Origin of the sequence: Bacillus sp. ISL-51 (assembly GCF_018613535.1) — a bacterium.
Taxonomy (GTDB): Bacteria; Bacillota; Bacilli; order Bacillales; family Bacillaceae; genus Bacillus.
The window spans coordinates 415893-430389 of sequence record NZ_JAGGQB010000005.1; the positions used below are offsets into that span (position 1 = coordinate 415893).

The 14497-nt window shown below is 46.5% G+C and carries 17 protein-coding genes and 1 pseudogene; 1 reads left to right on the forward strand and 17 read right to left on the reverse strand.

The window, feature by feature from the left end; all coding sequences use genetic code 11:
- Positions 1-91 precede the first annotated feature (91 nt).
- On the forward strand, positions 92-214 hold the full coding sequence (locus J7E26_RS18230) for a hypothetical protein (RefSeq protein ID WP_229978138.1): 123 nt from the start codon (positions 92-94) through the stop codon (positions 212-214).
- Between the two features lie 30 nt (positions 215-244).
- Here J7E26_RS18230 and J7E26_RS06860 read toward each other — a convergent pair whose 3' ends face one another.
- The 17 genes and pseudogenes from J7E26_RS06860 to J7E26_RS06940 all read right to left on the reverse strand — a co-directional run bounded on the left by J7E26_RS06860 (position 245) and on the right by J7E26_RS06940 (position 14484).
- Positions 245-1126 carry an N-acetylmuramoyl-L-alanine amidase gene (locus J7E26_RS06860; RefSeq protein WP_214799876.1) on the reverse strand — a complete coding sequence of 294 codons (882 nt, stop codon included), beginning with the start codon at positions 1124-1126 and terminating at the stop codon, positions 245-247.
- 36 nt (positions 1127-1162) lie between these two features.
- Complete coding sequence (locus tag J7E26_RS06865) at positions 1163-1402, reverse strand: phage holin (RefSeq protein ID WP_214813210.1); 240 nt, start codon at positions 1400-1402, stop codon at positions 1163-1165.
- A 14-nt stretch (positions 1403-1416) separates the two neighbouring features.
- Positions 1417-1680 (reverse strand): hemolysin XhlA family protein, encoded by a 264-nt coding sequence (locus tag J7E26_RS06870; protein ID WP_214799880.1) that lies wholly within the window; start codon positions 1678-1680, stop codon positions 1417-1419.
- A gap of 53 nt (positions 1681-1733) precedes the next feature.
- The gene (gene xepA, locus J7E26_RS06875; RefSeq protein ID WP_214799883.1) at positions 1734-2507 is read right to left on the reverse strand and encodes a phage-like element PBSX protein XepA; all 774 of its coding nucleotides are present in this window, start codon (positions 2505-2507) and stop codon (positions 1734-1736) included.
- Positions 2508-2577: 70 nt separating this feature from the next.
- Positions 2578-2772 carry an XkdX family protein gene (locus J7E26_RS06880; protein ID WP_214799884.1) on the reverse strand — a complete coding sequence of 65 codons (195 nt, stop codon included), beginning with the start codon at positions 2770-2772 and terminating at the stop codon, positions 2578-2580.
- Positions 2759-3220 carry an XkdW family protein gene (locus J7E26_RS06885; RefSeq protein ID WP_214799886.1) on the reverse strand — a complete coding sequence of 154 codons (462 nt, stop codon included), beginning with the start codon at positions 3218-3220 and terminating at the stop codon, positions 2759-2761. Before J7E26_RS06885 ends, J7E26_RS06880 begins: the two co-directional genes overlap by 14 nt.
- A 12-nt stretch (positions 3221-3232) precedes the next feature.
- Positions 3233-4855, reverse strand: coding sequence for a pyocin knob domain-containing protein (locus J7E26_RS06890; protein ID WP_214799888.1), 1623 nt, complete (start codon positions 4853-4855; stop codon positions 3233-3235).
- A gap of 2 nt (positions 4856-4857) precedes the next feature.
- Positions 4858-5130, reverse strand: coding sequence for a hypothetical protein (locus J7E26_RS06895; RefSeq protein WP_214799890.1), 273 nt, complete (start codon positions 5128-5130; stop codon positions 4858-4860).
- Entirely contained in the window at positions 5127-5705 is a 579-nt protein-coding gene (locus J7E26_RS06900) for a YmfQ family protein (RefSeq protein ID WP_214799893.1), read from the reverse strand. The genes J7E26_RS06895 and J7E26_RS06900 overlap by 4 nt, the downstream gene beginning before the upstream one ends.
- Entirely contained in the window at positions 5689-6735 is a 1047-nt protein-coding gene (locus tag J7E26_RS06905) for a baseplate J/gp47 family protein (RefSeq protein ID WP_214799894.1), read from the reverse strand. The genes J7E26_RS06900 and J7E26_RS06905 overlap by 17 nt, the downstream gene beginning before the upstream one ends.
- A complete protein-coding gene (locus J7E26_RS06910; RefSeq protein ID WP_214799896.1) occupies positions 6728-7153 on the reverse strand; it encodes a DUF2634 domain-containing protein in 426 nt (141 codons plus the stop codon). Before J7E26_RS06910 ends, J7E26_RS06905 begins: the two co-directional genes overlap by 8 nt.
- Before the next feature lie 76 nt (positions 7154-7229).
- Positions 7230-7587: pseudogene (locus tag J7E26_RS06915) on the reverse strand (VOC family protein).
- Positions 7588-7640: 53 nt separating this feature from the next.
- The gene (locus tag J7E26_RS06920; protein WP_214799898.1) at positions 7641-7907 is read right to left on the reverse strand and encodes a DUF2577 family protein; all 267 of its coding nucleotides are present in this window, start codon (positions 7905-7907) and stop codon (positions 7641-7643) included.
- Entirely contained in the window at positions 7907-8884 is a 978-nt protein-coding gene (locus tag J7E26_RS06925) for an XkdQ/YqbQ family protein (RefSeq protein WP_214799925.1), read from the reverse strand. The genes J7E26_RS06920 and J7E26_RS06925 overlap by 1 nt, the downstream gene beginning before the upstream one ends.
- A 14-nt stretch (positions 8885-8898) precedes the next feature.
- Positions 8899-9558 (reverse strand): LysM peptidoglycan-binding domain-containing protein, encoded by a 660-nt coding sequence (locus tag J7E26_RS06930; RefSeq protein ID WP_214799900.1) that lies wholly within the window; start codon positions 9556-9558, stop codon positions 8899-8901.
- On the reverse strand, positions 9551-14344 hold the full coding sequence (locus J7E26_RS06935; protein ID WP_214813213.1) for a transglycosylase SLT domain-containing protein: 4794 nt from the start codon (positions 14342-14344) through the stop codon (positions 9551-9553). Before J7E26_RS06935 ends, J7E26_RS06930 begins: the two co-directional genes overlap by 8 nt.
- Positions 14344-14484 (reverse strand): hypothetical protein, encoded by a 141-nt coding sequence (locus tag J7E26_RS06940; protein WP_214801343.1) that lies wholly within the window; start codon positions 14482-14484, stop codon positions 14344-14346. Before J7E26_RS06940 ends, J7E26_RS06935 begins: the two co-directional genes overlap by 1 nt.
- Positions 14485-14497 lie beyond the last annotated feature (13 nt).

The following is a 14497-nucleotide window of genomic DNA, read 5'->3' on the forward strand; positions in this document are numbered from 1 at the left end:
AAGGACAGGAGACTCGGCTCTTGTCCTTATTCCTTTTCTCCTTATTTTACATATAATAAAACCAACTACATCAGATGCGACAGGTGATCATGTGAAAAAAATTGTTCGGCGTGTGAAGTTTGTGGATTATGGACGGTTCGGGCTTTCCGCTTATTCGCTGAAGATGAAGGCGAGGAATCTCGGGCTGCTGAATCGATTAAAGAAGAAAAGCTGAATCCCGGAATCATCCGGGACTCGGCTTTTTTTATGTGAGCTGCATCATGATCTTCGCTTTTACAGCCGGGCCGTAGATGCCGTCAGACGTTAAGCCGTTCACAGATTGAAAGCGGGCTACAGCGTTCGCTGTTTTCGGACCGTAGACGCCGTCAATGCCATTGTTGACAGCTCCTTTTTCAGGGTAAAAATAAAGCGCGGCAAGCGCGTTTTGCACCTGGTATACCTTTTCGCCGGATGTATACGGCGTTGTCAGCTGAATCACCTCGTCCGGAAGAGGATATGTTACCTGTACGGGCGCACTGACATACAGCACTTGTCCGATTTGAATCAGATTCGGGTCAGCAATGTTGTTCCATTTCTGCAAGTCCGCTACGCTGACACCGAATTTTCGCGCGATTGCCGACAGCGTGTCCCCTTTTTGTACAGTATAAGTCTGTCTGCTGTCTGAACCGATCCCCGCTTTAAATTCGTCCCATATATCCAAAAGCCTTCTCGGGCAAAGCTTGCCTGACCAATGCTTATGCTCGACGACATTTGCAAGCGGTATACTGTGCGATGCCATTAATGTGCGGATGAGCCATTGGGCGTTTGCGACAGCTTTTGGAAAATCGCCGTCTGCATTTTCACAGATTTCAATGCCGATTGATTTACGGTTGCCGTCTCCGTTCCCGTCCCCCGCATGCCATCCGTTTTCATTTAACGGAAGATGCTGATAAATTTCTGTATCATCGACTGTGAAATGCCAGCTTGTGGGCGTATCGGGATTTTTCACATAACGCGCGTGCATTTTCGCATTAGCGCCGATAGATGTATTCGCCGTATTGTGAACTGTAATATAGATAGGCGTCATCGCATAGCCGGGGCGGTTATCGGCACCGACCGGAATAAAATCTTGAATAATGTTTACCATTTTTATCTCTCCTTACTTCGTTAAATTGTTTATTTTTTATAAAGCCTGCTGTTTTTTCCCTTTTGATGTTACATAATTGTTTTTAAACCAGGCAGCCACTGTCGTCCCGATCGTAAAAATAGCGGATCCGGCGGCATATAGCGTGTCCGCAAGCTGATTGACCTGGTCCTCCTGAATGTCTAGTGGCGACTTGCCGAACATCAGCAAGGTTTGGTTCAATAAAGCAAGCAAAAGAAGCACCGTCCTGATGACCGTGCCTTTGTCCGCGTATTTCATATCTGTGTCCCTCCTCATTTTTGCAGCAGATTGTACATGATGGCGATGGCGCCGCCGATAATGCCCGTGCATATTGCTGTCACGATGGCTCCTGTAATGGTCCGCTTAATCCATGTCGTATTTTCCTCAATCTTGTTCAGCTTCTCATTCAGTGTCATGATTTGCTGGTCCTGACGGACTGACACCCGCTCTAATGACGCGACCCGCTGTTCTAACACCTTATGTTCGCCTTTGATTCCCGCGAATTCTTTCTGCAGCGTATGTTCATCAAGCAGCAATAATAAAACCCCCTTTTACATTGTTCTCACCCCCCTTCGGAAGCCTGTTTTCCTTAGGACACAGCCGTCCCTTTCACAGAAAGGCTCCCGCCTGAGATTTTCGTAATTTCCATGACAATTTCTTTAAAGCCGGCAATATCAAATGACCACGCTTCATGTGTTCCTGACGTACCGCAGGACAAAGTCCCGTCATCTGATTTAACCCCTCTGATCGGCAGGTTTTCTCCGGAGAAGGATCTGCCCCAGAACGCAACAATGCTTGATTCGGCTGTGCCGGTGATTTCGACGAGGAGTTTTTTTCGTGTTCCTGCTGAGAAAATATTTCCTTCTCCCGTTTCAGCCGCATCTTCATGAAAAACAACATCTTCAAATGAAGCTTGCCCTTCAGTCTCGCAGTCCCCCGCACCACTGTCACCCGCTCCGACAGACTGGTATAAACCAAATTCGGACTGTTTTTGGCTGCCATTTTCATAGCGGAAACGGTAATATCTTTTAGATAGATATAACCAATCGGCAGCGGTCAGCACCCCCGCCTTTACTGCTATAGATTTTGTTGCCGTCCAGAAATTGTTATCCTCACTCTCTTCGATAAAAAGAGTTCCGTCGCTATCTGAGTAAGCCCATCCCTGTACTTTTACAATTAATACGGCCCCCAAGCGGTCTTGTCCGAACTGGCTATAGACTTCAATAGCTTTAAGCGGTGTATTGGTCAGAAGCTCTGCCATCCCGGAAATATTCGCAACCGGTGTCACATAATCGTTTTTTCCGCCTCGATAAGCCTTTACTGCGCCAGGCCGGCCAGGAAATTCAAATGAGTACTTTTTCATTGTGCAGCCTCCTTTTCTTTGTTTGTTAACCATGTAAGACCAAATAAAAAAAGCCGCTTGGCTTATGAGGTTACATCTTTGTTTTTACATTTTCGTATGCTTCACCCGTTATTTCTTTGAATTCCCCAGGGGTGACATACTGCGCAGCCACACCTTCAGCCAGCTCCTCAACAGAGCAATCATGATAGCCCGCGGCCTGTTTTACCATTTGTACTGAGGCCCATTTATAAAACAAAGCGTAAACCCAAAAGTTAAGATGTTTCATTTTTCATTTCTCCTTTTAAGTTCATAACATCCAATTTTAAAGCTGCTAATTGCTCGCCAAGAAACTGATTCACATGCTTAGCCTCTTGTTTCGCCAACACCTCTGCAGCTAACTGCATGCCAAGTGTTTGCTGGGCTTGTTCGGCTGCTTTTCTTGCTAATTTTTCATTTGCCAGCTGTTGACCGAGATTATAAATTTGTTGAGATGGATTTGAAGCTGGGGAAATACCCTTTTTTAAGCTATCCTTATAAGCTTGGTCAGCTGTTTCCGTCCACTCTTGTTTTTCTTCATCAAAATACGGCCGCCACATGCCTTCACCGTTTATTTCCGGCGGTAAGTCTGTAGCGTTACTCGGCATGATATAGTCTCCTAATTTAGAATCCGGATAAAGCTCAACAGGTCTGCCTAAATAAATCTTGTCATTACCATAAGGAAATATTAACTTCATATTCTCCCGCCTTTACGTTAGTGCCACAACAAGGTCAATGTAATAGCCATTAACATTATTTTCAACATTGGCCATAATACCGGTCAGCTTTAAATCTCCATTAGAATAAATAATAACCTTGCTGTAGCCGGTGGTACCGCTTGCTGCAACCATGGTCACAACTCCTTTTGCAGGTGCACAAGAGGACGGGATACTCCCGAAAACTACTTCTCTATCAGTCAGAACGTGTCCGTTTAGATGAAGGGTGTTCCCTACTTTACGATATTGAAGCGGTCTGTCTCCTGATTTAGCGCCATTTTTGTAAGGAACATTTATCCAAGGTACGTTCTCGGTATCAAGTTCAGTTACAATACGCCTCCAGCCCTGCCAGCCCAGGTTTAAATCCAAATAGTTTGTAAACATATTATTCTTATAATCGACAGCAATTACGTAACCAAATGTTCCCCTTCCTTCACTATCAAGCGATGTAAAATGAAACATACCGCGAGTTGAGGCACTGCTTGGACTATTTGCAGCTTTACCGGTTGAATAAAATGTACCAAACGACCTTCCGTTTTTATTAATTTTTTCAAGAAAGTCATCCTCATCACCAATCGCAAGAAGATAGCTCCCGTTATCACTTGTTATTTTAGAAAGCTGTGCGCCATTCCATTGATTTTTATCTGTCTGTGTTACATGGATGTCTTTCTGGTTGGCATGTGCATCTACTTTTGCTTGCGCGCCTGAATCAGTTTCTCTTTTGCTCCATTCCGACCAGACCCCCTTCGTGCTGAAGCTTCGGACATACGTAGGGTTTCCGGCAGACACTGTATCCATAAAAACCTGGACAAAAGTCGGTGATGTTCCGCGGGTTCTCTGCATTACAATTAATTGGCCGTATTCCGCAGGCTTATTTTCCGTATGCTGGGAAGACATATAGTACACACCGGACGTTTTGATATTGTCTAAGTTTGTTTCCGTTATGGTTTTTGAATTCCCGTCACTATCAGTCAGACTGAATAATTGAGCGGCATTCCATTTTTCTTTATCTTTCTGAGTGACATGAATATCCGTCTTATCGGCATGCGCGTTCACTTTCTCTTGCGCGCCTGCAGCTGTCTCAAACAGCATCCAATCAGTCCAATTGCCGTTTTTCAGCGTTTTTCTCCAGAGTCCTCCGTCACTTGAAAAAGCGACAGCCTCCCCGTCATTCTTTGAAGAGTAAAGGTAAATGCCGTCCGTTGATTGCGGCGGAGTATTTATCCCTGAATCCGTCGTATAAAAAGTGAAGGTTTTATTCTGAGTGACAGCTGTTTTATGAAAATCCAGTCCGTCAGAAATATTGATTAAAACAGAGCCGTCATCTTTTGTGATTTTTGACAACTGGCCGTTATTCCACGTCTGACGCTCCTCCTTGGTCAAATGCCGGTCTTGGTCCTGGACGTGCTGATCAACATCTTTTTTTGCTGCCTGCTGTACATTGTCCACATTTCCGAGTCCGACTTGCGCCTTTGTCGTTTTATGCGGGTTGTTCATATCGTTTTTATGGGCTGCCAGATCTGTATGGGCGTCTTTTATTCCTTTTTCCCAGCGATTGACGTCATCTTCGTTAATGGGGTCGTCCGGGAGCCAGTCTGTTTTTTCTTCATATGCCATCGTTACACCACCTCAAACGTAAATCTTAAGTCGAGCGTTCTGTTGTTGCTTACGTCTGCATTTGTTTTTCTTTCTGTGATGACGCTGCCTGTTTCATCGATTATCTGCACGGTTTCAATGTGCTTGATGTCTTCTTCCCGGCGTGTCAGGACGGTGACGGCGGCGTCATTTATGGTTATTTCTGCGATCGGCGTTTCTTTGCCGTTTAACAGCACTTTTGTGATTCTGCTTTTCAGATCTGCTGCCGCGCGCTGTCTGTATGCGGTTGATATCATGGTAAGACCACCTCGTTATTGTTGAGTGTGACGGAATATCCGACTTTCAGCTCACTGGCCGTCCGGTATCTGCGATGGTTGAGAATGACACGGTCTTTCAGCTCCAGCGTTTCGTTTAATCCGGCCCTGAGTGTATAAGCCAAATGGGAGGGCTTAATGTTTTCCAGCGTCTCGATCAGCTCGCTTATGTGCTGCAGATCGTCAAGCACGATATCGACATTAAAACGGTATTCTCCCGGAAGCAGGCGGACGTGAGCAGAAGGATGTTTCAAAAAGCGGTTTAACGCCTGTTCAATGGCTTGATATGTCATCGGCGGAATATTCGACATCTTTGAAATGAGCCGCAATCGTCTCATTTCAGCCGTGTCGCCTGACTCCCTCGGTATTTTTAATATTTTTTCCCAGCGGTCAAGCCCCCACGTCGCCGTCGTGATAAACAGCTGGTCGGTCAGATCAAAAATGCCGTTATTCTGCTGATCAAATTCCGGGGCTTCCGCTTGCAGAATTTCCGCCATTTCTTTTAACCGGGTTAAAAACAGCGGGAGGCAGGCCGTCATATCATCGAGTCTGCTCAAGTATAGTCACCTGCCTGAGTGCCGGAATTTCAACATCGCTCAGCACGAGGTTTTCCGCTGCTCCGTTGATCCTGATATCGGCGTAGTCACTGACGGACGCCGAGTTATATACGATATTGTTAATTTGTGATAAGCGAATGGTATTTTCTTCGAATGCCATTTTCTTAAATAAATTCAGGACACCCGTTTCGATTTCAGCTTTCACTTCATCAATTGAGCTGTTTAGCTCAGGAAGAACTGTGGCGGAGATCTCAATATCCTTCCATACAGCGCTTTCTACCGTTACAGATGCTCCGATCGGGGCCTGTCCTTCTCCCTGTCCTTCTTCCGGGTCAATATAATCCTTTACTTTCTTAATCAAAATGGCTGATGCCGGCTCGAGGTTCGCATTCGTGATGACGACCTTTACCGTTCCTTCTCCGTTCCAAAGCGGAAAGATTTTCGCTTTTCCGACACCGTCCACTTCTTCAGCCCATTGCTTATAGTGCTGCTTATTTGCACTGACTGCCTCGCGGCGGACACGCATAAAGTAGCGCTCCCGCAAGCTGTCGTCGTCTTCTTCCTCACGGCCCGGAATTAAAATATCACGAATAACCGCCTTCTCAAGCCCCGGTATCGTATCAAGCGGCAGCAGGTTTCGCCCCGAAATGTTGGCATTTCCCGCTTCACCGGCCGTTTCACATTGGAGCGTTCCGTCAGCCGCATATTGAAAATACAGGTTATCGACAAAAAAACGGGACCCGGCGGGAATGGTGACGCCTGATGTAAATTCTCCGGCTCTTACTGCTTTTGTCGCAGCGGTTCTTTCAATTCCGGCTTCCGCGGCCCGCCTGTCCAGAAATTCTCCCTGCGCGGTATCGGAAAAGACAAGCTCCAGAACGGTATCAAGCCAAATATAAGATTTTGCGAGTTCAGCCGCCGCAGGTGCGAGCGCATTGTAGATTACGCTGCCTTCCCTTGTATCAATGGCAGCCGTTATTCGTGACAGCATTCTGTCCATAATGTCTTCAAATGTCTGTGCTTCAAACATCCCTGCCCATCACCTCCTCAATCTCAAGCATTCCGTCATCGGTTTCCACTGTGAAAGAGACATGGAATGCATCATCTTGTTTCTCAATCTCAAAATCTGTCACAGCGGAAATGCGGTCATCATACAGTAAAGCTTCTTCAATGAGCCTTGGAATCTCCATTTTTTTATAAGCATCGGTCGTTTCATTATCAGAAAGAACCTCCTGCAGCTCATTCCCGATATCATGGCTGAAAACGGAATACGAATAACGTTCTGTATGAAGGGCGATATAGACAAATTGCCTGATTGCTTCAAGCCCTCTTATCAGTTCATTTGTAATCCGGTTCTTTTCAAAATCAATTCGGTAGGTTTGTGAAGTTTCAATGGCTTCACTTACATCCTCCAAATCATCAAATTCGATTTCCGGTGTCAGGGCCATTGCACCCGCTCCTTTATCATTTGTTCAATAAAAAAAAGCCCCCTTCATCAGATGAAGCGGTCTTTTCCTTTGCCTTTCAATAGGCTGAAATTCCGATTACATTTCCGTCCGGATCTCTGATATAGACGGATAAAATGTCCCCTATCGCTCCCGTGCGTTTCACCGGTCCTTCCTCTATAGTCAATCCGCCCTCCGTCACATGGCGGATAACGGAATGGCAGTTTCCGTAATGAAACAGAGATCGGCTGCCCCGGGTGTCGGAGTCTGCGCTTTCGGCTCGAACTCTTTATTGGCTTCATGCAGATTTATTTCCTGATCACCAAAAGGAAGCGCGGTTCTGCCTGCCCCGAAGGTAAGGCCTTCATGCCCAGCATCCGGTTGTAAAATTGCACGGTCCGCTCGATACTGGCGACAGTGAACACCAAATGATCCAGTCTCTCGACTTATATGCACATCCCCGTTTTTTCCCAATTATACAGAAATGCGGCTAAATTTTGTCCAGTATAAAAAACGATTGACCGCCGGTTAAAGCCGCGGTCATTACCCGTTCTCCGGGCTGGAGCTGATCGTCTTCCCCCGCTCTCATCCGTTTCGGTACAATGACGGCATCTGCCGGAATGATGAGCTTATCGTGATCCTTCAATTTCAATTCGAGCGGCGCAGCGGCTGTGACTTCGGCCGGAATTAATTCTACCGGCGCCCCGGCATCAACCGCGCCGACTGCTAAATGTTTAATGGCATCACTCAGTTTCATCAGGAAGTCCCCTCCGGCATGACGTTTTTCTCTGTGACATCAATGGTCATCGTGTGTTTCGTTCCTTGGAATTCATGGCGGTCCGTATCAACGTAATACGTTTTTTCCAACCCGATTTCCGGGATTGAAATATACACCGGCAGACCGCTTTCCAGACCCGGAATGCCGATGGCCTGAATGTTTTTCAGCTCTTGTTTCACGCCCTTTTTCTCTGCCTGCTTGACCTTTGCCCGCTGCTTCAGCTGGGCTTCGTTAATGTCGTCAGAAACCGTTTCTGTATACTGCAAGACGCCGAATGTTTTCATGCCGGAATCGTCTTTGGCAGTTGCTTTCACCGTTTTGTTGTCTTTTTGAAGACGCATGACGACACGGGTTGCGGTATCGTCTATTGAGGTGCTGTATTGATACCCCGTGATATTGACACCTGTTTCCAGCACCCAAACCTCCGACGGCTCCGGCCACTCTCGCAATCCCAGCCTGCCCTTTTCTGAATAAAGCTGATAATGGCGTCCCGTCTGGCTTTTTGTCTGCTTTAACGCCTTTAAAATGATGTCGTAAAGACTCGTATCATTTTTAAAAACGAGAGACTTGATTGTGTGGCCCGTATTGGCAATCGACGTGACGGGAATTTGAAAATCGCTGGCGATTCTCTTAATGATTTGATCGGCGCGCTGATTGGAAAACACATAGACATCTTGGTTTTTCACAAGATACTGGAGCATATCATAAGCGGTAAAGGCGACGGTATGCTCGTCCGGGGTTCTCGCAAAGACAATGCCGCGGAACAGCTCCTTCCCGTTCCATTTAAATAAAACCGTATCACCCTCTGACACGCTGTAATACGTCTGGCTGCCCTGCTTGACCACAATCGTCGCTTCAATCGAGCGCGGCGCCTGGTATCTGCGGCCTTCAAGTGATACGCTTTCTGTCACCAGCTCAAGCCACTCCATTTCTTTAATGACAAATAGTTCTATCATTTCATTCACCCGTTTCATTGCGGTATCTTCAGCTTCTGCCCCGGGAAAATCCAATGCCCCGGCTGCCTGATGTTCCGTTTGCTTCGCTTAATCATAGCGGCTTTATTCGCGTTCCAAATTTTCCTCCACTCAGTGTGGTTTCCGTAAAACTTCCCGGCAATGTCCCACAGCGTGTCTCCTTTTTTCACCGTGTACGTTTTGGGAGAAGCTTTGGACGGGCGCTTCGCTTTCGTTTTTTTCTTTTGTTTGATTTTTCTTGGAGATGCAGTTTTATATTCTTTCAGCACGATGTCATAATTCCTGTCACCGATTTCATTGTCGCCTTCACTGTAATTGAGGCTTTCAATGCTGCATGTGACATTGATTTTTGTCCCCGTAATCAAAAACTGAACGGGTTTTTTCGCCTTCATCCATTTTTCAATTTTGGCGATTGCATTTTCTGGTGAAGGGATGCTTTTATATTCAGCAATCGGGCTGTATCTTTTTGGAAAAAAAGAAGAGAACGAAATTTCTTTCGCTCCCGGTTCTTCAATAAATGTCACATCTCCCAGTCCGGTGACCTTCACTGAATCATTCTGCACACTGTTTGCGATATCAATTGCTTCAGGAAGAACGGGAAGCCGGAGCTTATCCTTTCCCTGTGATATCCAAAATTCATAAACGGATTTAGTCAAAAGCAACGGCCCCCTTCGCTCCGGTATAAATGTCTTTTTGCAATTCATCGATCAGCGCCTGTTTGATTTTGGCCGCCAGGCTGTCGGCATCTTGTCCATTATGGAAATGCTGTTCGCCGCTGAATTCAATTTTAATTTCATTTGTTCCTGCTTTTTGTACGGTTTGCCGGCTTCCTGTGACTGCGGCAGAAACTGTGCCAGCAGAAAGCGACGCCGGGTCGGCCTGAGACGGATCAGATACTTCCATTCCCAGCGCTTGAGCCGCTTGTTGAAGAAGATAACGGCCGCGGATGCCCCGTTCTTCAGGGATAATCCACTCCCGTTTATTGCCTTCGCCGACACGGGCGATTTGTTCCTTCGTAATCAAACCGCCGTTCGCGTAGCCGATGTACGGTCCGCCGTGATTCATGCTTTTAATGCCCGGCACGTTGTTGATCGAACCGTAGCGGCTTTTAATATAGCCGATGGCGGCTGCCGCGTTGTGAATCGGGTTTCGGATATCATTCATGCCCGGTGCTTTATGATCGTCAAACGTGCTCGGGATTGTCTGCATGAGTCCTTGTGACGGATGCCCCGCTTTTGCGTTGCTGTCCCATAAGTTAATGGCGTTCGGATTGCCTCCGGATTCATTTTGAGCGATGGTCATTAATCCCGGAAGCCAGCTTAATGGCGTATTTGTAGCGCTCATTGCGGCCAAAAGCCACTCCTTGACGTTTCCTCCGGCAGCGCCCATGCCTGAAAAAGCGGCCGCAAGCGAGCCTGCTTGTTTTTCAGCGAATTTTTTCACATCAACTGAGCCAAGCCCCTTGACAACACCAACTGAAGCAAAGCGGCCGAGACTCATCATGACGCGGGAAGGAGAATGGATATCAAGCTCCTCCCGAAAAGCCTCCTCAACCTTTTTGGCCATGTCTTTGGCCGCCTGTTTCACTTCGCTTCCTTTGGAGATCATACCTGATACAAAGTTGCCGACTAAGCCTGATCCCCACCCGTTTGAAGCGTCCTTCGATTGCAGGAACGGTTTATCTACATGTGTGCTCACATATTGCGCCGTTCCCGTATCCTTTGCATTTTGCCCGGCCGAGAACCCTTTGACCGTTCCGATCCCCCAAGAGGATGATTGATTGACCGCGGATTGATAAGGCGTTTTGACTTTCGATTGTAAAAACGCATCGGTTCCCGTCTGCGTCGCATTTTGCCCTTTTGCATAGCTTGTGACGACTTGCTTTCCGTAGTGAGGCGAAACGGAAATTAAATTATTAAACGGTGTGCTGATATTCTTCTGTTTCCAGGCTTCCATATCCACTGCATTGCTGCTGATGCCGCTGTCAAATCCTTCCGTGAATTGTTTGCCGAGTGTTGAAGCTTGGCCATTGAGACCGGATGCATCAACGGACGGTGAAACGGATGCGGACACGGAAGACGATGAAACGCCGCCTAATGCCGGCGCACCGGCTGATGCTGCTGCCGCGCCCATATTATCGACAACTCGCATGCCGAGCTTTGAGGCGGCTTGAGACAGAAGCATTTTGCCGCGGCCGCGGTTGTTGTCGACAGGAATAACAAACTCCTTGCCGGCTTCACCGATCCATGAGATGGTCGGTTTTGTGATGTATCCGCCTGTGGCGTTTTTATCCGCCTTTTTCTTTTTATCTCCGCCGCCTGTCACAAAGTTTATAACGCTTGACACCGCTCCGCCCGCTTTGTCCCATATTTTTTTCACCCAGCCGAATGCTGCAGAAAATGCATCTGAAATGGCTTCGCCCACTTTCGTGAGGGGCTCTTGAATGTTTTTCTCAAACCAGCCGCTTAACCCTTTCCAAATGTCCTTTACAGTATCTAAGGCAGTCTGGAAAGCATCTGATATTCCTTTTCCGACATCTGTTACAGTGTTTTTCACAGGGTTCCAGACCGTGTCCATGAACCACCCGGAAACCGTACTGAAAACAGACTTAATTTTATCCCAAGCTCCTGTGATTTTACTCCAAATGGAAGTCGCTACTCCAACTACAGCTGATTTAACAGGCTCCCAGACGGTGCTCATAAACCATGCTGATACCGTGCTGAAAACATTTTGAATGGTTGTCCATGCATTTACGATACTTGACCAGATACTTGTCGCCACTCCGACTACGGCTGATGATACCGGCGTCCATACATTGTCCATAAACCATGCCGATACCGTGCTGAAAATGCCTTGAATCGTCGTCCATGCATTTACGATGTTCGACCAGATGCTTGTCGCCACTCCGACAACTGCCGTTGACACAGGTGTCCATACATTGTCCATGAACCATGAGGAAACGCTCCCCCAAGTATCTTGTATCGTTGACCAAGCAGTTTGAGCGGCTTTCGTGATATCATTCCACGTATCTTTCAAAGCTCCGGAATCAAAGGCCTCGCCTAAGCCGGAACCGCCTAAACTGCCGGCGATTCCGCCTACCGCTCCTCCAATTAATGTTCCGACTCCGGGAACGACACTTCCTATCGCTGCTCCGGCAGCCGCCCCGGCCATACCGCCGCCTGCTGAACCAATTTTTTCCCCGGCGTTGTCTTTATTCATTCCGATTAAATCAGTAAGTGACAATAATTCGCCTATACCGGGAATCCCTTTAGCCGCACCTTTTAATCCTTTCAGTCCGCCCTTTAATGTCTTGGAACCCTCCAACCCTTTCAAAAGGCTCTTCATTCCATTACTTGAATCTTTCGTTTTCAGTGTATTGACAGAGGTATTTTTACTTCCCTTTCCAGGTGATTCACGTTTTGTAGATTTATTTCTATCTTCGACTTTATTGCTTTTGCTGCGTGAGACGCCGGTGCAGCAGCAACAGCCGCCCCACGCGCCCCCTGTCTTTTTGGCGGACCTTCCGGAGGATTTAACCGCCGGCGCAGCCGGCTGCGGCCGCTTCGTTACATTAGGACGATTCGCGCTTTGGGCGCTTCCCCCGGACATACTGCCTTTGCCTTTTGCATTTTTGGTTTTACCGCCTAATAACCCGCCTATATTGAGATTCCCCAATTTTTCAGCGATGCCTGTCATAATCTTTTCTAGAAATTCCCCGACTTTATCTATGACTTTATCCGGACTGAATTTCTCGAATTTTTTCGCGATCTTGCTGACAATGTTATCAACAAATTTTTCAGCTTTTTCTATGATTGCATCCGGACTGAATTTGCCAACGACGTCGTCAACTTTTTTCATAAATGAATCTGTAAATTTGTCCAGCTCTTTAAATATCGCTTCAGGACTGAATTTGCTGGCGATGTCATCTATCTTTTTCATAAAGGAGCCTGTGAATTTGTCCAGTTCTTTTAATATTGTTTCCGGACTGAACTTGCTCGCTATATCGTTGACTTTTCCCATGAATGAAGTCGTGAATTTGTCCAGCTCCGCTAAGATTGTTTCCGGACTGAATTTGCTCGCTATATCATTGACTTTTCCCATGAATGAAGTCGTGAATTTGTCCAGTTCCGCTAAGATTGTTTCCGGGCTGAATTTGCTTGCTATATCGTTGACTTTTCCCATGAATGAAGTCGTGAATTTGTCCAGCTCCGCTAAGATTGTTTCCGGGCTGAATTTACTCGCTATATCGTTAACTTTCCCCATAAATGAAGTCGTGAATTTGTCCAGTTCCGCTAAGATTGTTTCCGGGCTGAATTTGCTCGCTATATCATTGACTTTTCCCATGAATGAAGTCGTGAATTTGTCCAGCTCCGCTAAGATTGTTTCCGGGCTGAATTTGCTTGCTATGTCATTGACTTTTCCCATAAATGAAGTCGTGAATTTGTCCAGCTCCGCTAAGATTGTTTCCGGGCTGAATTTGCTTGCTATATCGTTGACTTTTCCCATGAATGAAGTCGTGAATTTGTCCAGTTCCGCTAAGATTGTTTCCGGGCTGAATTTGCTTGCTATGTCATTGACTTTTCCCATGAAAGAAGTTGTGAACTTATCCAGCTCTGTCAGTATCGTTTCCGGACTGAACTTTGTTGCGATCTCGTCTGCTTTTTTCATAAAGGATGCCGCAAACTTGTCCAGTTCCGCCAAGATTGTTTCCGGATAAAATTTGCTTGCAATTTCATTGACTTTTTTCATAAAAGTTTCTGCTATTGTATCCAATATCGAAAAGCTGTTTTTCGGAGAAACGTCAGGAGCGGCATTCGGCATTTTTCCGATTTCCGGCATTTTCTTTTGCAATGCAGCAAGCTGTGCTGTCACCTTTTCATTTAACGATAGCTGAATACTGTTGTTTTTTCCCGTCAGCGTATCAATCCCCGCTGAAATGCGGCCGACTGTTTTCATGACGTGATCAATTACCCGTATGGTGACAGAATACCCACTCTTTAACGCAGACTGCATATAGTGTTGTATGCGCTGAATGGCGGGTGTCACTTGGTCTGCCGCACTTAGTGTAACGGTAAATCCTTTAAACCCGGCGGCCAAATCCCGCAATCTTTCAAATGCCGCTGTCGCGTTATCCTTTGCTCCTATTTTAATGGTTAAAGACGCAGGCAGACCCGCTAATTGGACTTGCACCTTTTGAATGACGGCACTGGCTCCGTCTTCAGCTGTAATAGAGATGATTTGTGCGCCCAGCTTTCTTTTCATAGATCGTTGAATGCGATCAACCGTTCTTAAGACAAATTTACTCTCTTTCCGAATATCAATTTCGCTTTTGCGTTTCGACATTTTTCTATATTTCTCAAGCGCTCTAAAGCCATTTTGAATTTTCCTTATTTTCTTTGTCACTCGATCTTCCATTTCAAACCGGGCCGTCAGCTTTGCCATTATGTTGTTCCCCCTTTCTTCGCTTGTTTTTCAAGAATGTCCAGCTTATAACCGATGAACCCGTATAACAGCGCCTTAAAATGTCTCGGCGCTTCATATAACTCTTGCAGTTCTGATGGAGAATAATGAAGCTCGTGCATCGCGTAATAGAGA